General features: G+C 54.4%; 21 protein-coding genes and 2 tRNA genes. 15 read left to right on the top strand and 8 right to left on the bottom strand.

What is annotated here, in order from left to right:
• Positions 1-8: 8 nt before the first annotated feature.
• From ABLV11_RS22565 to seqA, 4 genes are all read right to left on the bottom strand, one after another.
• Positions 9-806: a DeoR/GlpR family DNA-binding transcription regulator gene (locus ABLV11_RS22565; protein WP_064345066.1), complete on the bottom strand. Its 798-nt coding sequence runs from the start codon at positions 804-806 to the stop codon at positions 9-11.
• A 322-nt stretch (positions 807-1,128) separates the two neighbouring features.
• Positions 1,129-1,548 carry an arginine:ornithine antiporter gene (locus ABLV11_RS22560; RefSeq protein WP_134882505.1) on the bottom strand — a complete coding sequence of 140 codons (420 nt, stop codon included), beginning with the start codon at positions 1,546-1,548 and terminating at the stop codon, positions 1,129-1,131.
• 57 nt (positions 1,549-1,605) lie between these two features.
• Positions 1,606-3,246 (bottom strand): phosphoglucomutase (alpha-D-glucose-1,6-bisphosphate-dependent), encoded by a 1,641-nt coding sequence (pgm, locus tag ABLV11_RS22555; RefSeq protein WP_024273919.1) that lies wholly within the window; start codon positions 3,244-3,246, stop codon positions 1,606-1,608.
• 32 nt (positions 3,247-3,278) lie between these two features.
• Entirely contained in the window at positions 3,279-3,827 is a 549-nt protein-coding gene (gene seqA, locus ABLV11_RS22550) for a replication initiation negative regulator SeqA (protein WP_004111417.1), read from the bottom strand.
• 184 nt (positions 3,828-4,011) lie between these two features.
• Between seqA and ybfF the strand changes: the two genes are divergently transcribed.
• The 8 genes from ybfF to ABLV11_RS22510 all read left to right on the top strand — a co-directional run bounded on the left by ybfF (position 4,012) and on the right by ABLV11_RS22510 (position 11,667).
• Positions 4,012-4,785 (top strand): esterase, encoded by a 774-nt coding sequence (gene ybfF, locus ABLV11_RS22545; RefSeq protein ID WP_134882504.1) that lies wholly within the window; start codon positions 4,012-4,014, stop codon positions 4,783-4,785.
• A 133-nt stretch (positions 4,786-4,918) separates the two neighbouring features.
• On the top strand, positions 4,919-5,212 hold the full coding sequence (gene ybfE / locus ABLV11_RS22540; protein ID WP_004100235.1) for a LexA regulated protein: 294 nt from the start codon (positions 4,919-4,921) through the stop codon (positions 5,210-5,212).
• Positions 5,213-5,361: 149 nt separating this feature from the next.
• Complete coding sequence (gene fldA, locus ABLV11_RS22535) at positions 5,362-5,892, top strand: flavodoxin FldA (protein WP_004100234.1); 531 nt, start codon at positions 5,362-5,364, stop codon at positions 5,890-5,892.
• A 291-nt stretch (positions 5,893-6,183) separates the two neighbouring features.
• The gene (fur, locus tag ABLV11_RS22530; protein ID WP_004100233.1) at positions 6,184-6,636 is read left to right on the top strand and encodes a ferric iron uptake transcriptional regulator; all 453 of its coding nucleotides are present in this window, start codon (positions 6,184-6,186) and stop codon (positions 6,634-6,636) included.
• Between the two features lie 127 nt (positions 6,637-6,763).
• Positions 6,764-7,690 (top strand): tricarballylate utilization LysR family transcriptional regulator TcuR, encoded by a 927-nt coding sequence (tcuR, locus tag ABLV11_RS22525; RefSeq protein ID WP_142475386.1) that lies wholly within the window; start codon positions 6,764-6,766, stop codon positions 7,688-7,690.
• Between the two features lie 97 nt (positions 7,691-7,787).
• Positions 7,788-9,191, top strand: a complete 1,404-nt coding sequence (gene tcuA / locus ABLV11_RS22520; protein WP_004100231.1) for an FAD-dependent tricarballylate dehydrogenase TcuA — start codon at positions 7,788-7,790, stop codon at positions 9,189-9,191.
• Positions 9,178-10,317 carry a tricarballylate utilization 4Fe-4S protein TcuB gene (gene tcuB / locus ABLV11_RS22515; protein WP_224329948.1) on the top strand — a complete coding sequence of 380 codons (1,140 nt, stop codon included), beginning with the start codon at positions 9,178-9,180 and terminating at the stop codon, positions 10,315-10,317. The genes tcuA and tcuB overlap by 14 nt, the downstream gene beginning before the upstream one ends.
• Before the next feature lie 54 nt (positions 10,318-10,371).
• The gene (locus ABLV11_RS22510) at positions 10,372-11,667 is read left to right on the top strand and encodes an MFS transporter (RefSeq protein ID WP_049094124.1); all 1,296 of its coding nucleotides are present in this window, start codon (positions 10,372-10,374) and stop codon (positions 11,665-11,667) included.
• A gap of 53 nt (positions 11,668-11,720) precedes the next feature.
• On the opposite strand, the gene chiQ is transcribed toward ABLV11_RS22510, so the two are convergent.
• The 4 genes from chiQ to nagE all read right to left on the bottom strand — a co-directional run bounded on the left by chiQ (position 11,721) and on the right by nagE (position 17,739).
• Positions 11,721-12,053, bottom strand: coding sequence for a ChiQ/YbfN family lipoprotein (gene chiQ / locus ABLV11_RS22505; protein ID WP_004100227.1), 333 nt, complete (start codon positions 12,051-12,053; stop codon positions 11,721-11,723).
• A 47-nt stretch (positions 12,054-12,100) separates the two neighbouring features.
• Positions 12,101-13,504 carry a chitoporin gene (chiP, locus tag ABLV11_RS22500; protein WP_004100225.1) on the bottom strand — a complete coding sequence of 468 codons (1,404 nt, stop codon included), beginning with the start codon at positions 13,502-13,504 and terminating at the stop codon, positions 12,101-12,103.
• A 437-nt stretch (positions 13,505-13,941) separates the two neighbouring features.
• Positions 13,942-15,609 carry a glutamine--tRNA ligase gene (gene glnS / locus ABLV11_RS22495; RefSeq protein WP_004100223.1) on the bottom strand — a complete coding sequence of 556 codons (1,668 nt, stop codon included), beginning with the start codon at positions 15,607-15,609 and terminating at the stop codon, positions 13,942-13,944.
• A gap of 177 nt (positions 15,610-15,786) precedes the next feature.
• Positions 15,787-17,739 (bottom strand): PTS N-acetyl glucosamine transporter subunit IIABC, encoded by a 1,953-nt coding sequence (gene nagE / locus ABLV11_RS22490; RefSeq protein ID WP_004100222.1) that lies wholly within the window; start codon positions 17,737-17,739, stop codon positions 15,787-15,789.
• Between the two features lie 312 nt (positions 17,740-18,051).
• On the opposite strand from nagE, the gene nagB reads away from it, so the two are divergent.
• From nagB to ABLV11_RS22455, 7 genes are all read left to right on the top strand, one after another.
• Entirely contained in the window at positions 18,052-18,852 is an 801-nt protein-coding gene (gene nagB, locus ABLV11_RS22485; protein WP_004100220.1) for a glucosamine-6-phosphate deaminase, read from the top strand.
• A 60-nt stretch (positions 18,853-18,912) separates the two neighbouring features.
• Entirely contained in the window at positions 18,913-20,061 is a 1,149-nt protein-coding gene (gene nagA / locus ABLV11_RS22480; RefSeq protein WP_004100218.1) for an N-acetylglucosamine-6-phosphate deacetylase, read from the top strand.
• 7 nt (positions 20,062-20,068) lie between these two features.
• Complete coding sequence (locus ABLV11_RS22475; protein WP_004100216.1) at positions 20,069-21,289, top strand: N-acetylglucosamine repressor; 1,221 nt, start codon at positions 20,069-20,071, stop codon at positions 21,287-21,289.
• Between the two features lie 45 nt (positions 21,290-21,334).
• Positions 21,335-22,087 carry an HAD-IIA family hydrolase gene (locus tag ABLV11_RS22470; RefSeq protein ID WP_004100215.1) on the top strand — a complete coding sequence of 251 codons (753 nt, stop codon included), beginning with the start codon at positions 21,335-21,337 and terminating at the stop codon, positions 22,085-22,087.
• Positions 22,088-22,365: 278 nt separating this feature from the next.
• Complete coding sequence (gene asnB / locus ABLV11_RS22465; protein ID WP_004100213.1) at positions 22,366-24,027, top strand: asparagine synthase B; 1,662 nt, start codon at positions 22,366-22,368, stop codon at positions 24,025-24,027.
• A 231-nt stretch (positions 24,028-24,258) separates the two neighbouring features.
• Positions 24,259-24,335 (top strand) — tRNA-Met (locus ABLV11_RS22460).
• A gap of 8 nt (positions 24,336-24,343) precedes the next feature.
• Positions 24,344-24,428, top strand: a tRNA-Leu gene (locus ABLV11_RS22455).
• Positions 24,429-24,518 lie beyond the last annotated feature (90 nt).

Below are 24,518 nucleotides of genomic sequence, written 5' to 3'. Positions count from 1 at the left end.
TCAGAGCCTTATTTGGTCTCTACAATATGTACCTGATGCTGGCGATAGATATCGCCGGGTAACTCATTAGTGATCAAGATATCAATATCCGCCAGATCGCATATTTTATAAAGCGAATAGCGTTCAAATTTACTGCTATCGACCATCAGAATTTTTTGATCGGCAACTTTCAGCATCTCTTGCTTTAGCCGGACGTTGACTTCATTACTGTCTTTAATTTCCAGACCGGAGTCCAGGCCCTGACAGGAGAAAAACAGCTTATTGACCTTAAAATTGTTGATAATGAACTCAGCAACCGGACCGTGAAAGTCACCGTGACGCTCAGAATATTCACCACCAACGCTGACAATTCTTATTTTTTTGCGACAGGCTAAGGTTTGAATAATATTCAAAGAATTAGTAATAACGGTCAATTCAATGTCAGGTAGCTGACGGGCTAAAAACCAGCAGGAGCTGCTATTATCCATAATGATGCACTCATGCTCATGAATAAATTGCAGCGCGCCTTTGGCGATGCGCATCTTACGTTCTGGCTGTTCTTTCGTGCGCTTAATAAAGGCTTCGGCTTTATCGACAAAGTTTCCGTTATTTGCCGGCATATCGGCAGCTAAAAACGATGCCGTATTTTCGGAAATCATTGCGCCGCCAAAGCTGCGCACTAGTTTCTTATTCCTGGCCAGCGCAGTTAAATCACGTCGAATAGTTTCCGGAGATACGCCAAATAATCGCGACAGCTCATTAACTCTGGCACATCCCTTTTCTACGACATATTCCACAATTAATGAGTGACGTTTAACTTGTAACATATAAGTTCTCAAGAAAGCATCCAGGATTTAATGACATAAATATAACAAAATCATCCATATCAGTAAGTGACATAAATCATACAAAATCAAAACAAGCTTTTAGCTTTTTTTAATTTGAAGTAGATCATATATATATGGGAAATTTCATTTTAATCACGATAAATTTGTGACTAAAATCGCAGAATTAGCCGTGATTGTTCACCTGCTCCGGTAGTTAATTCGGCAAAACGGGCAAACCCGGTCAACGACCTGATACCCGTTTATGCCCGATTCGGTCACCGTGTTACCGGATACCCCTGCCCCGTGAAGATAACGCGAAAAGTTAAATCTTTCGCCATCGCCATAACGTCATCAATTTTGCCGCCTCAGAGACCAGCAGCAGAGCGATAAAGAAAGCCGCGCCTTTAACTCCCAGGACCTGCGCGCCCCATAGCACCAGCGAAAGTGAGGGCAGCATAAAGGCCAGCCGCAGGGGCGTTTGCGCACAGGCCAACCGCAGGGCATAGCGGCTCTGCCGCCAGAGGAGAACCATCGACACGGGAATAGAGACAATCAGCAGCACATTCAGCGGGAACAGCCAGGCGGCCGCGAGGCCAAGGGTGGGTACAAGCTGGAGATAAGAGAGGATGTCGTCGTAGAAAGGCAGGCGCTGATGGTAAAGATTCCAGCCGAGAAACTGGATGAGATAAAAGAGATCCATCCCGCCCCAGAACCGGAAGACGTGTTTACGTTTTAGTTTCATCGCTGCCTTGCGAAAAAAAATCAGGCCCTGAAACGGGCCTGATTATCATGAGGGAGATTAGGCGTTTTTCAGCACTTCGCTGACAATCTCCACCGCTTCTTTTTCAATCTGCTGACGGTGTTCAGCGCCGAGGAAGCTTTCACAGTAGATTTTGTAGGCATCTTCGGTACCTGACGGACGCGCGGCGAACCAGCCGTTGTCGGTCATCACTTTCAGACCGCCAATCGCCGCCCCGTTGCCCGGAGCCGCAGTCAGACGCGCGGTAATCGGATCGCCTGCCAGGGTGCTGGCGCTCACCATTTCCGGAGAGAGCTTAGACAGCGCCGCTTTCTGGGCTGAAGTCGCGGAAGCCTGCAGACGATTGTAGCTTGGCGCGCCGAAGCGCTCTGCCAGCTCGTCGTAGTGCTGCTGCGGGTTTTTCCCGGTCACCGCGGTGATTTCCGCCGCCAGCAGGCACATGATGATGCCGTCTTTGTCAGTGGACCACGGCGTCCCGTCAAAGCGCAGGAACGACGCCCCCGCGCTCTCTTCGCCGCCGAAGCCGAAGCTACCGTCGAACAGGCCATCAACGAACCACTTAAAGCCAACCGGTACTTCCACCAGCTTGCGGCCCAGATCGTTGACTACGCGGTCAATCATCGCCGAGGAGACCAGGGTTTTACCCACCGCAACATCTTTGCCCCACTGCGGGCGATGCTGGAACAGGTAGTTAATCGCCACCGCCAGGTAGTGGTTCGGGTTCATTAACCCGGCCGGCGTGACGATACCGTGGCGGTCGTAATCCGGGTCGTTGGCGAAAGCCAGGTCAAACTTGTCGCGCAGCGCCAGCAGGCCCGCCATCGCGCACTCGGAGGAGCAGTCCATGCGGATTGCGCCGTCTTTATCGAGGTGCATAAAGCGGAAAGTCTGATCCACATGGTCATTCACGATAGTCAGGTTTAGGTTGTAATGCTCGGCGATACGCTTCCAGTATTCGATACCGGAGCCGCCCAGCGGATCGACGCCCAGCGTCAGTCCGGCTTTCTGGATCGCCGCCATGTCGACGATATCCGCTAATCCCTCAACAAACGGCTGCACCAGATCCTGCTCTTTGACGTGACCGGAGGCCAGCGCCGCATCAAGCGTCATACGCTTCACGCCCTGCAGGCCCGCCGCCAGCAGTTCGTTGGCGCGGTTTTCTACCACTTTGGTGACGTTGGTATCAGCCGGGCCGCCGTTCGGCGGGTTGTATTTGATACCGCCGTCTTCCGGTGGGTTGTGGGACGGCGTAATAACAATACCGTCAGCCAGCGGGCCGCCCTTTTTGTTGTGCACCAGAATCGCATTGGAAATCGCCGGCGTCGGGGTGAAACCGTTGTTTTCCTGCACGATAACGTCAACCCCGTTCGCCGCCAGCACTTCCAGTACGGAAATAAAGGCAGGTTCGGAGAGCGCGTGGGTGTCCTTCCCGACGTAGCATGGGCCGGTGATCCCGTTCTTCGCGCGGTCTTCAGCAATTGCCTGGGCAATCGCCAGAATATGCTGCTCGTTGAAGTTATGGCGCGCCGCGCTGCCGCGATGGCCGGAGGTGCCAAACTTCACCGCATGTTCCGCATTGCCTACTTCCGGCTTCAGCACATAGTACTGGGCAGTCAGTTGGGCGACGTTAATCAAATCACTCTGTTGCGCAGGTTGACCTGCGCGCTTATCGATTGCCATTGCCTGATCCTTCTGGTGCAAAAGTTAAATGACTAGATCGTACCGCAAACCTTTTCGATCAATTCCGCAGGGAACTGCATGGACTGCATGATGTGTTCGATCATGCTGCATTTGCGACCGGTATTGGTATTTGTGATAACCCACCACGGCGTACCGGGGACCTGCTTAGGCTTAGTCTGATTACCGTTTTTCTGCAGCGTGCGCTCATCTTCAGCGAAATAGACGCGGGTGCGCCCGTGCAGAGACTCGGTGGCCTCGGCAAACGCTTTGCTGTCTAAGGTGTAGAGGGTAGTCAGAACCAGCATGAATCGGTTTACCGCGCGCTTTTGTTCGGCATACTCATCAGATAACAGCAGCTCACGCATCGCGCGAACTTTATCCTTCAGAGGATTAGCGGGCTTCACGTCAACGACAGGCGTTGGCGCCGGTGCCGGAGCGGCTTTCGCTACCGGTGCGGCGGGCTGGGAAACGGCGGAAAACTTCAACATGCGCCGTAAAATGTCGGATGCACTCTCGCCAATATGCTTGGTGTGGCTGGCAATATAGCTATAGAGTTCATCATCAACTTCAATTGTTTTCATCTTAATCCAGTGCGATATCTTTTTCTGAATACAAGTTGTCGGGATTATAGGGACAAATCCCAACCGCGGATAGCGTCAAACCAGGATGACGGCAAAACTCAGAAATCTTCCGGGTCTTGCAGCCGGATGGCAGAATGTTCAACATAATACCCTAACCCGACGGAGCGAAAAAAAGAACTTTGCCATGAAATTAAATAGCCGAGCGCAATCTGCACAGAATCAGCACAATAATCCCCCTATCGTCCTGGTCCACGGCCTTTTTGGCAGCCTGGACAACCTTGGGATCCTCGCCCGCGATCTGGTTGTCGATCACGATACGGTGCAGGTCGACATGCGAAACCACGGTCTCTCCCCGCGCGCGCCGGAGATGACCTACGCCGCGATGGCTGAGGATCTGCTTGATACTCTCAATGAATCGCAGATTGAGAAAGCCACCTTTATTGGTCACTCTATGGGCGGCAAAGCGGTGATGGCGCTGAGCGCGCTGGCGCCAGAGCGCATCGCAGGCCTGGTAGCTATTGATATCGCCCCGGTGGATTATCACGTCCGCCGCCATGATGAAATTTTTGCTGCCATCAACGCCGTTACCGATGCGCGCGCCGCTACGCGTCAGCAGGCAGCGACGGTCATGCGTCAACACCTTAATGAAGAGGGCGTGGTTCAGTTTCTGCTGAAATCCTTTGTGGATGGCCAGTGGCGTTTTAACGTACCGGTGCTGTGGGAGCAGTACGACAACATCGTCGGCTGGCAAACCGTCCCGGCATGGCCGCATCCGGCGCAGTTTATCCCCGGCGGCAACTCCCCTTACGTGACCGATGCCTGTCGTGACGCGCTGCTGGCGCAGTTTCCCGAAGCTCGGGCGCACGTTATCGCCGGCGCCGGACACTGGGTGCATGCTGAAAAACCGGAGGCTGTGATCCGCGCCATTCGCCGTTATTTGACCTCTATCGCCGCGTAACTGCCTAAAATATACTCGACCGCGCGGCTTAATGTCCGCGGCCGTTGGCGCAGCCCGCCGCCTGATGTATTATGGCGCGCTGTCTGCGTCGGCTATGCCCGATAGCTTGTTTCCCCCGAAGTCACTCTGAATCATGGCAAAAGAACAAACGGACCGTACGACATTAGATTTGTTCGCAACTGAGCGTCGGCCGGGAAGACCGAAAACGAATCCGCTTTCGCGCGATGAACAGCTGCGCATCAACAAACGCAATCAGCTTAAACGCGACAAGAGCCGCGGCCTGAAGCGCGTGGAGCTTAAGCTCAATGCCGATGCGGTCGATGCGCTCAATGAGCTGGCCGAAGCCCGTAACATGAACCGCAGCGATCTGATCGAAGAGATGCTGATGACCCAGCTGGCAGCCCTGCGCGGCCAGGATAAAGCCTAAAACCCTCAAAAAATAAGCTTTCATGTAGCAGAGTGTGCAGTTGGGCGTGATTGCTGTTTCCGCGCCCTTCTCAGTTCTGCTATCATTGCCCCTATCTGCGGGCATTACGCCACTACCACATCATTAAGTTTCAAGAGGTTATTTTACTCATGGCAATCATCGGCATCTTTTTTGGCAGCGACACCGGCAACACCGAAAATATTGCAAAAATGATTCAAAAGCAGCTTGGTAAAGATGTTGCTGATGTTCACGACATTGCCAAAAGCAGCAAAGAGGATCTGGAAGCTCACGATATCCTGCTGCTCGGCATCCCAACCTGGTACTACGGTGAAGCCCAGTGCGATTGGGACGATTTCTTCCCGACGCTGGAAGAGATCGATTTTAATGGCAAACTGGTAGCCCTCTTTGGCTGCGGCGACCAGGAAGACTATGCTGAATACTTCTGCGATGCGCTGGGCACCATTCGCGATATCATCGAACCGCGCGGCGCAACTATCGTTGGCCATTGGCCGACCGCTGGCTACCATTTTGAAGCCTCTAAAGGCCTGGCCGATGACGATCATTTTGTCGGTCTGGCTATCGACGAAGACCGTCAGCCTGAACTGACTAACGAACGCGTCGAAAAATGGGTAAAACAGATTTCCGAGGAGCTGCACCTCGAAGAAATCAAGAATGCCTGAGTCTAAACGGCGTAATCACCATATTTCGCCGAATTGATAGATAAAAGCAATCAAAGTTATAGCTACAAGTTTTTAACTTTTAATCACATATCTGTACAATGTCCTCTGATTTAACGGGGTCGCGTGAAGCACTTTGTAGCGAGTGCCTCGTTTTTGACAGCATACAAGGCCCGATGCTTGCAGTTTTCATTTCACCATGGCAGTTCTATAATGAGACGCATTACATCGGGTGATTCTCTGTATTACTTCCGCTGATGGAAGTAGATCGTTTAGCAACAGGACAGATTCCGCATGACTGACAACAATACCGCATTAAAGAAAGCTGGCCTGAAAGTGACGCTTCCGAGATTAAAAATCCTGGAAGTGCTGCAAGGACCGGATAACCATCATGTCAGTGCGGAAGACTTATACAAACGCCTGATTGATATGGGTGAAGAGATTGGCCTGGCCACCGTCTACCGCGTACTGAACCAGTTTGACGACGCCGGTATCGTCACCCGTCATAATTTCGAAGGCGGTAAATCCGTTTTTGAACTGACGCAGCAGCACCATCACGATCATCTGATTTGCCTGGACTGCGGCAAAGTGATCGAGTTTAGCGATGATTCCATCGAAGCGCGCCAGCGTGAGATTGCCGCCAGACACGGTATTCGCCTCACCAACCACAGTCTGTACCTGTACGGCCACTGTGCAGAAGGCGACTGCCGCGAAGATGAACATGCCCACGACGCGGTAGAGAAATAATCACCGCATCGTTTATCAGCCAAAGCCAGCCTGCGGGTTGGCTTTTTTTTGCCCGCCATCTGCCGCCTCTTCCTCTCGCGCCTGAATACGTTTACTGTCGGTGCATCCTGCTTTATACGGAGTGCTTATGGAGCTTCGCCAGCTACGCTATTTTGTGCGCATTATTGAAACCGGCAGTATGGGCCGTGCCGCGCTTGACCTGAATATCGGCGTCTCCGCGCTTAGCCAACAAATGGCGCGCCTGGAAAATGAACTCGCCATTCGCCTGCTACAACGGACGTCTCGCGGCGTAATGCCCACCAGCGCTGGCCTCGCCTTCTATTCACAGGCGCAGCTGGCGCTGCGCCACGCTGATGATGCGGTTCTTGCTGCGCGCGAGGCGCGGCTATCTGGCCACGTCAGCGTCGGCATGGCCCCCAGCACCGCCTCTGTGCTCGGCGTACCCTTTATCAACGCGATGCGCGAAAGCTATGCCGACGTCCGCCTGCATCTGGTAGAAAGTCTCTCCGGCAACCTTGAACGCATGATCAACACCCGTCAGCTCGATTTAGCGATTGTGTTCCAGAAGGAGAAGCTTGTGCGCTGGAGCGCCAGGCCGATTCTTGAAGAGCGTCTGTTTCTGATTGGCACCCATAAGGTACTGGCTCCCCTTCCCGACGATAGTATCTCGCCGGACCAGCTTTCCGCTGTCCCGCTGATTATGCCAAGCCTGGGGCATGGGCTGCGCGGCAGGCTGGAGGCGATGCGCCAGGAGCATGCGCTTAATGTCGATGTGGTCGCTGAAATCGACGGTCTGGCCCTGCTGATGCGCGCCGTGCGCGACGGCCTCGGCGCCACTTTGCAGCCGGGAGCAGCGATTTCTCATCTCGATGGCGACCCCCTGAGAGTGATCGGCATCAACAATCCGATACTCAGTCGGCCTAATTTTCTCGTCAGTCTTTCCGATGATGAACTGACCCCATCGGGTCTCGCCGCGCGAGTCATACTGGCAAAAGTCATGCGTCAGCTGGTCGAATCTGGCCGCTGGCCTGGCGCCAGCCTTTACGCACACTAAACCCCTCTTTAGCAATACGCCATAGCGTCCTGCCGCCCTGAACGCATACATTTCCATTACAAATTTAACAATAAAGCAAACCGTAATGGAGCCAAAAATGGTGGATGTACTGGTGATTGGCGGCGGCAACGCTGCGCTATGCGCCGCCTTGACCGCCCGGGAATCCGGCGCGTCCGTGCTGCTGCTGGAGGCCGCGCCGAAAGAATGGCGCGGCGGAAACTCTCAGCACACGCGGAACCTTCGCTGTATGCACGATGCTCCGCAGGATGTGCTGGTCGACAGCTATCCGGAAGAAGAGTACTGGCAGGATCTGCTGCGCGTCACCGAGGGTAATACCAACGAAGCGCTGGCGCGGCTGGTGATCCGTACCTCATCACAGTGCCGGGACTGGATGCGCCAGCACGGAGTTAACTTTCAGCCGCCGCTCTCCGGCGCACTGCACGTCGCCCGCACCAACGCCTTTTTCATGGGCGGCGGCAAGGCTCTTATAAATGCTTATTACCGCAGCGCGGAGCAGATGGGTGTACAGATCCGCTACAACACCCCGGTCCAGGCGCTCGAATTGTATAACGGCGAATTCGTCGCCGCGCTGGCGGGTGAAGAAAGGATTGCCGCGAAAACCTGCGTCCTCGCCGCCGGCGGCTTTGAGTCTAACCGCGAGTGGCTGCGCGAAGCGTGGGGACAGAACGATCGTGGCGAATGGCCAGCCGATAACTTTCTCATCCGCGGAACCCGCTTTAACCAGGGCGTGCTGCTGAAATATATGATCGACGCCGGGGCTGACGTTATCGGCGATCCCTCGCAGTCACACTGCGTCGCCATTGACGCCCGGGCACCGCTCTATGATGGCGGGATCTGCACCCGCGTGGACTGCGTATCGCTGGGCGTGGTCGTAAACCGCGACGCCGAGCGCTTTTATGATGAAGGGGAAGATTTCTGGCCCAAACGTTATGCCATCTGGGGGCGGCTGGTCGCCCACCAGCCGGGACAAATCGGCTATTCAATTATCGACAGCAAAGCGATCGGTCACTTTATGCCGCCGGTTTTTCCCGGCGCCCAGGCCAATACTATCGAAGAACTGGCTCGCCAGCTGGGGCTGGACGCGGCGCGTCTGGCGCAAACCATCGCGCACTATAACGCCGCCTGCGTGCCGGGCCAGTTCGATCATACCTGCCTTGATAACTGCGCAACATCAGGCCTGACCCCACCGAAAACCCACTGGGCGCGGCCCATCGATTCGCCGCCTTACTACGGTTACGCCTTGCGCCCGGGGATCACTTTCACCTACCTCGGACTGTACGTCAATGAACGCGCCGCCGTCCATTTTGCGGGCAAACCCAGCCGTAACCTGTTCGTTGCTGGCGAAATGATGGCCGGCAACGTGTTGGGCAAAGGCTATACCGCCGGCGTAGGCATGTCGATTGGTACGACGTTCGGCCGCATTGCCGGCCAGCAGGCCGCCCGTGCGGCACAGCAGGAGATACATCATGAAGTCGCTTGAAAAGTTGGTTATCGACGCGCAGATCATTACCGAGCCGGAAGCAGAAGTTGAACGGGTGATGCAGGTCTGTAACGCCTGCCGCTATTGCGAAGGGTTTTGCGCCGTGTTTCCGGCCATGACTCAGCGCCTGGCTTTTGGTAAAGCGGATATTAACTACCTGGCCAACCTGTGCCACAACTGCGGCGCCTGCCTGCATGCCTGCCAGTATGCGCCGCCGCATGAGTTTGCCATTAATGTCCCGAAAGCGATGGCGGAAGTCCGCCTGGAAACCTATCAGCACTATGCCCAGCCCGCGGCTTTCAGCAGCCTCTACCGTCGGGCCGGCGTGACCACGGTGCTGGCGCTGGTCGCCGGTTTGATCCTCTTTTTGCTGTTGGCGATGGGGCTCAATGGCTCGCTGCTTCATCCACCGCTGGCCGGCGATTTTTACCGGATATTTCCCCATAACCTGCTGGCCTGGATGTTTGGCTCGGTCTTCATTCTGGCCATAGGGTTACTGATGAGCGGGGTGATCCGCTTCTGGCGCGAGATTTCACCGGGTCAGCCTCAGGCTATCGACATCGCTACAGCCTCGCATAATGCGCTCACGCTGAAGTATCTCGACGGCGGGCACGGTAAAGGCTGCAACGAGGCTGATGACGCGTTTACCCTGATGCGCCGCCGTTTCCATCACTTTACCTTCTACGGTTTTCTGCTCTGTTTCGCCGCCACCGTGGTGGCTACGGGTTATCACTATATCGCCGGCTGGGAGGCCCCCTACCCTTTCTTCAGCGTACCGGTTGTACTGGGCACGCTCGGCGGTATCGGCCTGCTGGTCGGCCCGGCGGGTTTGCTATGGCTAAACCTGCGCCGCTCGCCGCTGCACGGCGATGCGCGGCAAAAGCCGATGGATCGCGGCTTTATTCTGCTGCTGTTTTTGACCAGCCTGACCGGACTGGCCCTGCTGGCAGGGCGCGATACCTCGTGGATGGGCGTCCTGCTCGCCATTCATCTCGGCGTTGTGATGGCGCTGTTTTTAACCCTGCCATACGGAAAATTTGCCCACGGATTTTATCGCTGTGCGGCGTTACTCAAGTGGGCAATTGAGAAACGGCGCGGAAAACAGGCGGCAGTCGCAGGCGACTAGTCCGCTCCTCTTACCTCTATAAAAACAAGATAAAGACAATGGAGAGCAACCCCTATGACGCAATCATCATCGCGCGCCGGTACCTTCGGCGCTATTCTCCGCGTGACCAGCGGTAATTTTCTCGAGCAATTCGACTTTTTTCTGTTCGGTTTTTACGCCACCTACATCGCCAGAACGTTCTTTCCGGCGGAAAGTGAGTTTGCGGCGTTAATGCTCACCTTCGCCGTGTTTGGTTCGGGCTTCCTGATGCGCCCTATCGGGGCGATAGTGCTGGGGGCCTATATCGACAGAATCGGGCGGCGTAAAGGGCTGATGGTGACGCTGGCGATTATGGGCTGCGGGACGCTGCTGATAGCACTGGTCCCCGGCTATCACACCATCGGCGTTCTCGCCCCCATTCTGGTATTAGTCGGCCGTCTGCTGCAGGGATTCTCAGCGGGCGTAGAGCTCGGCGGCGTGTCGGTCTACCTGTCGGAAATCGCCACCCCGGGGAAAAAGGGGTTCTATACCAGCTGGCAATCCGCCAGCCAGCAGGTGGCTATCGTGGTCGCGGCGCTGATTGGCTACGCGCTAAACGAAACGCTTGGCCATGATGAGATCGCCGAATGGGGCTGGCGTATCCCCTTCTTTATTGGTTGTCTGATCATTCCGCTGATTTTTGTACTGCGGCGTTCGCTACAGGAAACCGAAGCTTTCCTGCAGCGTAAACATCGTCCTGATACCCGAGAAATCCTGAGCACGATTGTAAAAAACTGGCGCATCATCTCGGCGGGCACCTTACTGGTGGCGATGACCACGACCACTTTTTACTTTATTACCGTTTATACCCCAACCTACGGGAGAGCCGTGCTGCATCTGAGCGCTCGCGATAGCCTGCTGGTTACCATGCTGGTCGGCATCTCTAACTTTATCTGGTTACCGATTGGCGGGGCAATTTCTGACAGAATAGGCCGTCGTCCGGTGCTGATGGGCATCACCCTGCTGGCGCTGTTTACCACCTGGCCGGTGATGCACTGGCTCACCGCCGCGCCGGATTTTACCCGTATGACGCTGGTCCTGCTCTGGTTCTCGTTTTTCTTCGGTATGTATAACGGCGCGATGGTCGCGGCGCTGACCGAAGTGATGCCGGTCTACGTCCGCACCGTGGGCTTTTCGTTAGCCTTTAGCCTCGCCACCGCTATCTTTGGCGGCCTGACGCCGGCTATTTCCACCGCGCTGGTCGAGATCACCGGGGATAAAAGCTCGCCGGGCTGGTGGCTGATGTGCGCTGCGCTATGCGGACTTGCCGCAACCGCCATGCTCTTTACTCGCCTGAGCCGCAGCTATCAGCCAGCAGAAATACCCCGCTAAAATAGCCGCGGGCGGAGTTTACGCTCCGCCCGCTTTGCCCGTCTCCGCCTGGATTAACGAGGCGTATTGTTGCTGCGGATCTCTTTCCAGAGCTGGTCGCAGCGCGCCTGCACGGCCTGATCGTTACCGGTTTTGCGCGCCTGGATACACTGTTGATAGTCCAGCACCCGCACGCTTTCCTGGGTGGCGAACTGCTGGTGCTGTTTCTCTTGCTTAAGCACGTTCAGTACGCTCTGACAGGCTTCAACCTTATCCGGGTTCCCCTCCGCGCTAGTAATGCAGGCGCTGTAGGCGTCTCTCAACTTTGAGTCTTCTTTCGGCGCTGGCGACTGCGTACAGGCAACCAGGCCTGTTGCCATAATGGCGACAAGCAGTAACTTCTTCATAAATAACCTCGGGATATTGCGGCAGGCTCACGCCCGCCGCTCAGGCATCAGAAAATGGTGAACGGTGCGATAACCATGAACTTCACGTCGCGCTCATCCTGGAAGATGTTGCCGTAACCGCCGCTCCAGCTCGGGATATCAGAGTGGTTGTCGTATTGCGTAAAGTGGAGTTTGAACAGCGTGCCCTTCGCGCGCCCTTCCTGAACGGTATACATGGCGTCCAGGCTATAGGCGGACTCTTCCAGGCGTTTATCCGGGTTGTAGTAGGCATCAGGCGAGGACATTCTGCCCGGCTTCGCATCCCAGGCATAGACATAGGATGCGCCAAAGGCCCACCCCGGCATGTTCCAGTTCTTCATGTCATACATCGCGCCGAAGAACACCGCTTTTTCACCGTTGGCGTTGAAGTCCGAGCGGTTATCCCACCAGATATCCAGCCGACCGTTAGAAGAGGCGTAGGTTGGCGTCATACGCTGCAGGAAGTAGCCCTGCTGGCCGTCAGCTTTAACCCAGGTTCCTTCCAGACGCAGGTCCAGCACGTCGGCCACCTTATAGCCAAAGGTCAATGCCTGCAGCCACGCGGTGCCGTCATAAATATCGTTAGCCCCGCCGTTGCTGACTTTATCGCGGGTGCCGTAGAACTGATAGCTGGTGGTTAACGGCGTGCCTGCAACATCAAATTTATAGCTGGCTTTGGCAAAATACTGGTCGATGTAACCCTGGGCCTGACCAAATGCCGCTTCCAGCACCAGGTCGTTTTTAAAATCATATTTGGCGCCGAGAGAGTGAAGGTAATCCACCTTGGTTTTCTTATCGTTCTGGTAGAACTCATCCATCTCAATATGCCACGGCGCTTTATACTCGTTCGTCCACATATAGGAGAAACTCAGCGCGCCCGCGTCGCCATAGTCAAAATTAGCGCCGGCTTCCGCGCCCTGATAGGTACCGGGCATAAAGCTCCAGTGCGGAGCCAGCAGCGTTTGGCCGGTTGGCTGAATATAGCCCGCGCGCGCCCACGCCGGACCAAATTTAAATTTTGCGGCAGCTTTATACAGGCTGATCCCGCTCTTATCGCCGGAATAGTCTTCGTCGTAGGTTTTATTGCGCGAGGAGAAAGCGATTTCGTTCGGGTGACCGCTCTCGCTGCTTTCGCCCATTTCGATGGCGGTAAAGGCAGCAACGTCAATGCCGAACATATCGGCGGCGTAGCCGGACTGGAAGTCGAGGTTGGCGTTCCAGGTAGAGTGCGACAGGTTAGTTTTATATTTGTCGCCGTCGGTGACATCTTTACGGTCGCGTTCACGTTGCCAGTAATAGATGCCGCCGGTTAACGTTGAATCATCAATGAACCCTTCTGCTTTTGCATCCGGCACCATTGCAAATCCTGACAGGGCTGTGACACCGGCAATAGCCAGCGCCAGCGTACTACGTTTGCCACTAAACGTACGCATATGCATATCCTCTTTGACGTTTTAAAAGTGCGGTTACCAGGGGCAACACGCAAAAAATAAAATAAAAATACTTTAAAAGTGGTGCGGTAAAAATTCGCATAACCACTGGCTATAGACTATTTTTCGTGACGCGAATTATCAATCTCTTTCGCCGACCAAAGATGAAGATTATGACAAAGCGCACATAATTTATGTCTTTTTGTTTCAGTCTTAGAAGTCACACATTTAGCGGGGGAAGTGCTTGCAAAAACTGACAAAATTAAGAGAAATGGAAGCGATTACATATTTCCAGGGGATAAAGAGAAAGGGTTAAAAATCGCGTTTATTACAATCTGTAAACAAGATTAATTCGCATCGCGAAAATATGAGATTTTAATTCTCTGATTCTGAATAAAAAAAACGCCGCTGTAAGCGGCGTTGTCATTCGCGGCGGAGAATTACGCGCCGGCTTTTGCCCATGTATCGCGCAGACCGACGGTGCGGTTAAACACCAGATTGGTTGCGGTTGCATAGCGGCTATCCAGGCAGAAATACCCTTCGCGCTCGAACTGATACGCTTTTTCCGGCTGCGCCTGCGCCAGGCTTGGCTCGGCAAAACCCTGTTTGATAACCAGCGATTCCGGGTTCATCACCGTGAGGAAATCCTCCGCCGCGCCCGGGTTCGGTACGCTGAACAGGCGATCGTACAGACGGATTTCGACCGGCAGCGCGTGCGCCGCGCTCACCCAGTGAATCACGCCCTTCACCTTGCGGCCGTCGGCCGGATCTTTGCTCAGGGTGTCGGCATCATAGGTACAGAAAATCGTGGTGATATTGCCTTCCGCATCTTTCTCCACGCGCTCCGCTTTGATGACGTAAGCATTGCGCAGGCGAACTTCTTTGCCCAGCACCAGACGCTTGTACTGCTTGTTCGCTTCCTCGCGGAAATCGGCGCGATCGATCCAGATTTCGCCGCTGAACGGCACCTCGCGGCTGCCCATCTCCGGTTTATTGGGATGATTCGGCATAGTGACGATTTCGCTGCCGCCCTGCGGATAGTTTTCGATCACCAGCTTAACCGGGTCGATAACGGCCATGGCACGCGGAGCATTTTCGTTCAAATCTTCGCGGATGCAGGATTCCAGGGCAGCGATTTCGATAGTGTTGTCCTGCTTGGTCACGCCGATGCGTTTGCAGAACTCACGGATAGACTCTGCGGTATAGCCGCGACGGCGCAGGCCGGAAATGGTCGGCATACGCGGGTCATCCCAGCCTTCGACGTGTTTTTCCGTCACCAGCTGATTCAACTTACGCTTGGACATCACGGTGTATTCAAGGTTGAGGCGCGAGAATTCATACTGACGCGGATGCACGGGAATGCTGATGTTATCCAGCACCCAATCGTACAGGCGGCGGTTATCCTGAAATTCGAGAGTACACAGAGAGTGGGTAATTCCTTCCAGCGCATCGCTGATGCAGTGGGTAAAGTCGTACATCGGGTAGATGCACCACTTGCTTCCGGTCTGATGGTGATCGGCAAACTTAATACGGTACAGTACCGGATCGCGCATCACGATAAACGGCGAAGCCATATCGATTTTCGCGCGCAGGCAGGCTTTACCCTCGGCAAATCCACCGCTACGCATTTTTTCAAACAGCGCCAGGTTCTCTTCCACGCTGCGATCGCGATACGGGCTATTTTTACCCGGCTCTTTCAGGGTGCCGCGGTACTCACGGATCTCATCCGCTGACAGTTCATCAACGTAGGCCAGGCCTTTATTGATTAATTCAACCGCATACTGGTGCAGCTGATCGAAATAATCGGACGAGTAGCAAACATCCCCGGACCAGTGGAAACCTAACCACTGCACGTCGTTTTTAATCGACTCAACGTATTCGATATCTTCTTTCACCGGGTTGGTGTCATCGAAACGCAGGTTGCATTGGCCCTGGTAATCCTGAGCGATACCAAAGTTCAGGCAAATAGATTTTGCGTGGCCAATGTGCAGATAGCCGTTCGGTTCCGGTGGAAAACGGGTATGAACGGTGGTGTGCTTACCAGTAGCCAGATCTTCATCAATGATCTGACGAATAAAGTTAGTCGGGCGGGCTTCTGCCTCACTCATCGTGGGTTCCTCAAAGCGTAAACAACGTATAACGGCACATGATCTTACAAGCAGGGCGTAGAGACAACTATTAGTTACGCAAAATACGTATCAGAAGGAGATTATGGGGTTGTTTGCGGTAAAAAAAAGCGGCGCAGGTTCGCTGCGCCGCCGAGGCATAAACGCCACTCAGGAGTCTTATTTGCCTTTAATTTCGTACAACGGCGTCTGGCCCGCTACAACCTTGCCGGTTGCCTGGATAACCAGCGCGCTGTAGTCGTCGCTGTTGCTGCATACGACCGGGCTAATCATCGAACGTGCGTTAGCGTTCAGGAACTCAAGATCCAGTTCCAGAATCGGCTGACCCGCTTTCACTTCCGCGCCCTCTTCCACCAGGCGTTTAAAGCCCTGGCCGTTAAGCGCAACGGTATCGATACCCATATGGACGACGATTTCCGCGCCGTTTTCCGTCTCCAGACAGAAAGCATGGTTAGTGTTGAAAATCTTCACTACGGTGCCCGCTGCCGGCGCAACAACAATCTTATCGGTCGGTTTCACCGCCACGCCGTCGCCGACAGCTTTGCTGGCGAAGGCTTCATCCGGCACCTGCTCCAGGGCCACAATGTCGCCAGTAATCGGCGAAACCAGCGCTTCGACGGTTTTCGCGTTAGCGACGGCCTGCGGTTTAGCGGCCGGAGCGGCTGCGGGCGCGCTGTTTGAAGTCGCTGCTGCTGCGGCAACCGGGCCGCGGGCAACCACTTTCTTCATTTCATCACCGACGGATTCGGCTTTCGCACCGACGATAACCTGGATGGTCTGCTTGTTCAGTTTAACCACACCGGAAGCACCGAGACGCTTACAGGCCGCATCGTTTACCAGCGCGGAGTCCGCAACGGTCAGGCGCAGGCGGGTAATGCAGGCATCGATCGCTTTCAGGTTATCAGTACCGCCAACCGCCGCAATGTAGTTGGTCGCCAGCTGGGTTAAGCCCTCTTCGGTATTGCTGTTGGCTTCTTCAGTGACCACATCATCCACTTTATCTTCACGACCCGGCGTTTTCAGATTGAACATGCGGATTACCGCGCTGAACAGCAGGAAGTAGATAACGAAGAAGACAACACCCATCACAATCAGCATCCAGACGTTCTTGCTGGCTGCCGGCAGGCTGTACATCAGAACATAGTCGATAGCGCCTGCAGAGAAAGAGAAGCCCGCATGGATACCCAGCGCCGTCGCAACGAACAGGCTGATGCCGGTCAGGATAGCGTGCAGGAGATACAGCAGCGGCGCCAGGAACATGAACAGGAATTCCAGCGGCTCAGTCACACCGGTCAGGAATGCGGTGATGGCAACCGACAGCAGCATACCGCCGACCATAGGACGACGCTCTTTAGGCGCCGCGAAGTACATCGCCAGCGCCGCGCCCGGCAGACCGAACATCATGATCGGGAAGAAGCCGGACATGAACATCCCCGCGGTGCCGTCACCGGCATAGAAGCGGTTGATATCACCGTGGAATACCGCCCCAGCAGCGTTAGTGAACTCACCAATCTGGAACCAGGCGATGGTGTTCAGCACCTGGTGCAGACCCGTCGGGATCAGCAGACGGTTGATGAAACCAAAGATACCGGAGCCGAGCGCGCCCGCGCCGACAATCCATTCACCACCAGCATGGATGGCGTTCTGCACCGGCGGCCAGACGTAGCCGAAGATGGCTGCCAGTACCAGACAGAAGAAGCCGGTTGCGATCGGCACAAAGCGTTTGCCGCCGAAGAAGCTCAGGAAGTCAGGCAGTTTGATGCCCGACCAGCGGTTATACACGGCGCCGCCGACCAGACCGGTAATGATACCTGCCAGGACGCCCATGTTGATGGCCGGGTTGATGGTGACCATCGCTTTAGTCAATACGAAGTAACCTACCGCCCCCGCCAGCGCTGCGGCACCGGCGCTGTCTTTTGACCAGCTGGATGCAACACCGATAGCGAAAATCAGCGCCAGGTTATCAAAGATTGCCCCGCCCGCCTGCGCGATAAACGAAATGTTAAGCAGATCGGGTTGCCCGAATCGCAGCAGCAGCGCCGCGACCGGCAGCACTGCGATAGGGAGCTGTAACGCCCTACCGAGTCGCTGGAAAAAACCTAAAATATTCATCTTATTCCCCCTATGAGACCCCGTTGAGGCTCATTAAAGCCACTTTATTATTGTGTAACCTGGTTAAATTTTTAACTTACCTGCAAAGTGTCTGAAAAATTAATTCGTCTCGCAAATTAAATGGCTATTTTTTGTGACAATAGTCACCAAATATCGTATTCACCTCCGCCTTTGACTGGCTAACAACGAAAACTTATTTTATCATTCAAAAAATCAACACGGATTGACCCCGGTCGGCGCAGTAACTGCAATACTCTTACTAGTATGCTGGCGCCAATCCGCCAGGTTCTAATTTAACTATTGAGGTGAACAATGAGACTGATCCCCCTGGTAACTGCTGAACAAGTCGGTAAATGGGCTGCCCGGCATATCGTTAACCGCATCAACGCGTTCAAACCGACTGCAGACCGTCCGTTTGTCCTCGGTCTGCCTACCGGCGGTACGCCTCTGACCGCTTATAAAGCGCTGGTTGAGATGCACAAAGCAGGCCAGGTTAGTTTTAAGCATGTTGTGACCTTCAACATGGATGAGTACGTTGGTCTGCCGAAAGATCACCCGGAAAGCTATCATAGCTTTATGCACCGCAACTTCTTTGATCACGTTGATATCCCGGCGGAAAATATTAATCTGCTGAATGGTAACGCGCCGGATATTGATGCAGAATGCCGTCGTTATGAAGAAAAAATTCGTTCTTACGGTAAAATCCACCTGTTCATGGGCGGCGTGGGTAACGATGGCCACATCGCTTTTAACGAACCAGCCTCTTCTCTGGCTTCACGCACGCGTATTAAAACCCTGACCCACGATACTCGCGTAGCGAACTCCCGCTTCTTCGACGGCGACGTTGATCAGGTGCCGAAGTACGCGCTGACCGTTGGCGTGGGCACCCTGCTGGACGCGGAAGAAGTGATGATTCTGGTACTGGGCCATCAGAAAGCGCTGGCGCTGCAGGCGGCGGTTGAAGGCAACGTTAACCATATGTGGACTATTACCTGTCTGCAGCTGCATCCGAAAGCCGTTGTGGTCTGCGATGAGCCGTCCACCATGGAACTAAAAGTTAAGACCCTGAAATATTTCAACGAATTAGAAGCTGAAAACATCAAAGGTCTGTAATGTAGTCTCGTCCCGCGGCTGCCCCCGCGGGACAATCATTTTTGATAACCGGGGGTCGTAATGTATGCATTAACCCAAGGCCGGATTTATACCGGTCATGAAATTCTGGATGACCATGCGATTGTTATCGCCAATGGCCTTATCGAACGTATCTGTCCTCAAACAGAGCTGCCAACCGGTATCGAACAGCGCTCGGTTGATGGTGCAATCCTTGCCCCCGGTTTTATCGACGTCCAGCTTAACGGCTGCGGCGGCGTGCAGTTTAACGACACGGCGGACGCGGTGACCGTTGAAACGCTGGAAATTATGCAGAAAGCCAATGAACGCTCCGGCTGCACCAGCTATTTGCCCACCCTGATTACCGCCAGCGATGATCTGATGAAACAGGGCGTGCGCGTGATGCGTGAATACCTGCAAAAACATCCTCACCAGGCCCTGGGTCTGCATCTTGAAGGCCCGTGGCTGAATATTGTTAAAAAAGGCACCCACAATCCGGACTACGTACGTAAGCCGGATGCCGCGCTGGTCGATTTCCTGTGTCAAAACGCGGATGTCATCACCAAAATCACCCTGGCGCCGGAACGCGTGGAACCAGAAGTTATCCGTAAACTGGTCGCGGCAGGCATCATCGTTTCCGCCGGTCACTCCAACGCGACGCTCAAAGAAGCAAAAGTCGGCTTCCGCTCCGGCATCACTTTCGCTACCCATCTGTTTAACGCCATGCCGTATATCACCGGCCGCGAACCGGGTCTCGCCGGCGCGATTTTCGACGAGCCGGATGTCTACTGCGGTATTATCGTCGATGGTATGCACGTCGATTACGCTAACGTTCGCCTCGCTAAACGCCTGAAAGGCGATAAGCTGTGTCTCGTTACTGATGCAACGGCTCCGGCAGGCGCCAATATTGAGCAGTTCATTTTTGCTGGTAAAACAATATACTACCGGAACGGCCTGTGCGTAGATGAGAACGGTACCCTCAGCGGGTCTTCATTGACCATGATTGAAGGGGTGCGTAACCTCGTTGAGCATTGCGGCATCGCGCTGGACGAAGCGTTACGTATGGCAACGCTCTACCCTTCCCGTGCGATTGGCGTAGACAAACAGTTGGGCTGCATTGCCCCGGGGATGGTCGCTAACCTGACCGCATTTACCCGCGACTATAAAATCACCAAGACCATCGTTAATGGTAACGAGGTCGTCACTGAGTAAGTAAAGTATGACAGCAGGCGGACAGGCTCAAATTGGTAACGTCGATCTCGTAAAACAGCTGAACAGCGCGGCCGTTTATCGGCTCATCGATCAGCACGGCCCCATCTCGCGTATCCAGATTGCGGAACAAAGCCAGCTTGCCCCTGCCAGCGTAACGAAAATTACGCGTCAGCTTATTGAACGCGGGCTGATCAAAGAAGTCGATCAGCAGGCCTCCACCGGGGGCCGCCGCGCTATCTCCATCGTTGCGGAAACCCGCAGCTTCCACGCCATCGGCGTACGCCTGGGCCGCTATGACGCCACCCTGACGCTCTATGATTTGAGCAGCAAAACGCTTGAAGAAGAGCACTACCCGCTGCCGGAAAGAACCCAGGAAACCCTGGAACACGCGCTGCTAAATATCATTGCCGCCTTTATGGAGCGCTGCCAGCGTAAAATCCGCGAACTGATCGCCATCTCGGTGATCCTGCCGGGACTGGTCGATCCGGAAAGCGGCGTCATTCGCTACATGCCGCACATCCAGGTTGAAAACTGGGGTCTGGTCGAAGCGCTGGAAAAAAAGTTTAAGGTCACCTGTTTTGTCGGTCACGATATCCGTAGCCTCGCGCTGGCGGAGCACTACTTCGGTGCGAGCCACGACTGCGAAGACTCCATTCTGGTGCGCGTACACCGCGGAACCGGCGCGGGGATCATCTCCAACGGGCGGATTTTTATTGGCCGTAACGGTAACGTCGGCGAAATCGGCCATATTCAGGTCGACCCCCTAGGCGAGCGCTGCCACTGCGGTAACTTCGGTTGTCTGGAGACCGTCGCCGCCAACGCGGCAATTGAACATCGCGTTCGTCATCTGCTGGAACAGGGTTATCAGAGCAAAATCTCCCTCGATGACTGTACGATCAAAACGATCTGTAAAGCCGCGAATAAAGGCGATGCGCTGGCCTGCGAGGTGATCGAGCACGTTGGCCGTCATCTGGGTAAAACTATCGCCATCGCCATTAACCTGTTTAATCCGCAAAAAGTGGTGATTGCCGGTGAGATCGTCGAAGCGGAAAAAGTGCTGTTGCCGGCTATTGAAGGCTGCATTAACACCCAGGCGCTGAAGGCATTTCGTAAAAATCTGCCGGTGGTCCGTTCTACGCTCGATCATCGTTCTGCCATCGGCGCTTTTGCTCTGGTCAAGCGCGCGATGCTTAACGGGATCCTGCTCCAGCGTTTGCTGGAAAGCTAAAGCCGCTTTATAGTTTCGCCTTTCTTTAACGATGTCGGACAGTCCATGACCATTCAAAACGTAATTTGTGATATTGACGGCGTGCTGATGCACGACAATGTGGCCGTACCGGGCGCCGCCGAATTCATCAAGCGCATTCTCGAAAAAGAGATGCCGCTGGTGATGCTGACTAACTACCCTTCGCAGACCGGCCAGGACCTGGCGAACCGCTTTGCGACCGCCGGAATTGATGTCCCTGATACCGCCTTTTATACCTCAGCGATGGCCACGGCGGATTTTCTGCGCCGTCAGGAAGGTAAAAAAGCCTATGTGGTCGGCGAAGGCGCGCTGATTCACGAACTGTACAAAGCCGGCTTTACCATCACTGACGTCAATCCTGATTTCGTTATCGTCGGTGAGACCCGCTCCTTTAACTGGGAGATGATGCATAAAGCGGCGTTTTTTGTTGCCAACGGCGCGCGCTTTATCGCCACTAACCCGGATACGCACGGCCGCGGCTACTATCCAGCCTGCGGCGCGCTGTGCGCCGGCATCGAGAAAATCTCCGGGCGTAAGCCGTTCTATGTCGGTAAACCAAGCCCGTGGATCATCCGCTCCGCGCTGAATAAAATGCAGGCGCATTCGGAACAAACGGTTATCGTCGGCGATAATCTGCGCACGGATATTCTGGCGGGCTTCCAGGCCGGTCTGGAAACTATCCTGGTGCTTTCGGGCGTTGCCACGCTCGATGATATCGACAGCATGCCGTTCCGCCCCTCATGGATTTACCCTTCCGTTGCGGAAATTGATATTTTCTGAATAAAACCACGTCTCATGACGTGGTTTTTCTCTTTTAAAGCCCCAAAAAAGCCCTTCATCTAATAAAAAACCCTCATTATTAGATATCATTCAATGAAAGCGCTTAAAACATGCTCTTTTTTCACTATCCAGCAATCGTCATTGCATTATTTCCTTTTCCAGCCGTAAAACCCTTGCGCCCTCCGCCCCTTTGCGGCATTTTCTTAAGCACGCACCAGGGCTTCGCAACGAGACGAAGCCTGCACAACATCAAATAAGACAGGGTAACGGAGAAGGCTATGTGTTCGATTTTTGGCGTACTGGATATTAAAACTGACGCAGGCGAGCTGCGTAAAAAGGCACTGGAGCTCTCCCGCCTGATGCGCCACCGCGGCCCGGACTGGTCCGGCGTCTATGCCTGCGATAAAGCCATTCTGGCGCATGAACGCCTGTCAATCGTTGACGTGAACGCCGGCGCACAGCCGCTGTATAATGCCGCAAAAACGCACGCGCTCGCCGTCAACGGGGAAATCTACAACCATCAGGCGCTGCGCGCGGAATACGGCGATCGCTATGCCTTCCAGACCGGTTCCGACTGCGAAGTCATCCTCGCGCTGTATCAGGAAAAAGGTCCGGACTTCCTCGACGATCTGCAGGGAATGTTTGCTTTCGCGCTCTACGACAGTGAAAAAGACGCGTACCTGATTGGTCGCGACCACATCGGGATTATCCCGCTGTATATGGGCCACGACGAACACGGCAACTTCTACGTTGCTTCGGAAATGAAAGCGCTGGTACCGGTCTGCCGCACGATTAAAGAGTTCCCGGCAGGCAGCTACCTGTGGAGCAAAGATGGCGAAATTCGCCAGTACTATCAGCGCGACTGGTTCGACTATGACGCGGTGAAAGACAACGTCACGGACAAAAACGAACTGCGTCAGGCGCTGGAAGAGTCGGTGAAAAGCCACCTGATGTCCGATGTTCCGTACGGCGTACTGCTCTCCGGCGGCCTGGACTCATCGGTAATTTCCGCTATCACCAAGAAATTTGCCGCCCGCCGCGTCGAGGATCAGGAAAAATCCGAAGCCTGGTGGCCGCAGCTGCACTCTTTCGCCGTTGGGCTGGAAGGCGCCCCCGATCTGAAAGCCGCGCAGGAAGTGGCTAACCATCTGGGTACCGTGCATCACGAGATCCACTTTACGGTCCAGGAAGGGCTGGACGCGATTCGCGATGTTATCTATCACATTGAAACTTACGATGTCACCACCATCCGCGCTTCGACGCCGATGTATCTGATGTCGCGTAAAATCAAAGCGATGGGCATCAAAATGGTGCTCTCCGGCGAGGGTTCTGATGAAGTGTTCGGCGGCTATCTCTATTTCCATAAAGCGCCAAACGCCAAAGAGTTGCATGAAGAGACGGTACGCAAACTGCAGGCGCTGCACATGTTCGACTGCGCCCGTGCGAACAAGGCGATGTCCGCCTGGGGCGTTGAAGCCCGCGTGCCGTTCCTCGATAAGAAGTTCCTTGATGTGGCAATGCGTATCAACCCGCAGGATAAAATGTGCGGCAACGGTAAAATGGAAAAACATATTCTGCGCGAATGTTTTGAATCTTATCTGCCAGCAAGCGTCGCCTGGCGGCAGAAAGAGCAGTTCTCTGACGGCGTCGGTTACAGCTGGATCGACACCTTAAAAGAGGTGGCCGCTGAACAAATTTCCGATCAGCAGTTGGAAACGGCCAGCTTCCGCTTCCCGTACAACACGCCATCGTCGAAAGAAGCCTATCTGTATCGTGAGATCTTTGAAGAGCTGTTCCCGGTACCGAGCGCCGCAGAATGCGTGCCTGGCGGCCCGTCCGTCGCCTGCTCCTCCGCAAAAGCGATCGAGTGGGATGAATCTTTCAAAAAAATGAACGATCCGTCCGGACGCGCGGTGGGCGTACACCAGTCGGCCTACTAAGCCTCGTTTTTTGCCAAACGGACTCTTCGGAGTCCGTTTTTATTTTGAGCCTTATTTAAGCCGCTAAAAACGATAAATAAGCAATAATTGCCGATTATTGCGCCACGCTGTTCGCAACCTAACCAAACAGTTACTTTCAGCCCATTTTCAATGAAAAAGAGGTTGACGCTTCAAAGCTCAATACGCATAATGCGCCCCGCAACGCCGATAAGGTAACGCGAAAAAAAAGATGGCTACGTAGCTCAGCTGGTTAGAGCACATCACTCATAATGATGGGGTCACAGGTTCGAATCCCGTCGTAGCCACCATCTTTTTTGCGGGAGTGGCGAAATTGGTAGACGCACCAGATTTAGGTTCTGGCGCCGCAAGGTGTGCGAGTTCAAGTCTCGCCTCCCGCACCATTTACTTGTTCGCGTTGTAAGTAAAAGTTTTTTTGTTGGGGTATCGCCAAGCGGTAAGGCACCGGTTTTTGATACCGGCATTCCCTGGTT

It is taken from the genome of Klebsiella sp. GW_Kp181 (genome assembly GCF_040062315.1).
Taxonomy (GTDB): Bacteria; Pseudomonadota; Gammaproteobacteria; order Enterobacterales; family Enterobacteriaceae; genus Klebsiella; species Klebsiella oxytoca.
The sequence above is the reverse complement of the archived record's forward strand: the minus strand, read 5'-3'. Positions and strand labels throughout refer to the sequence as shown.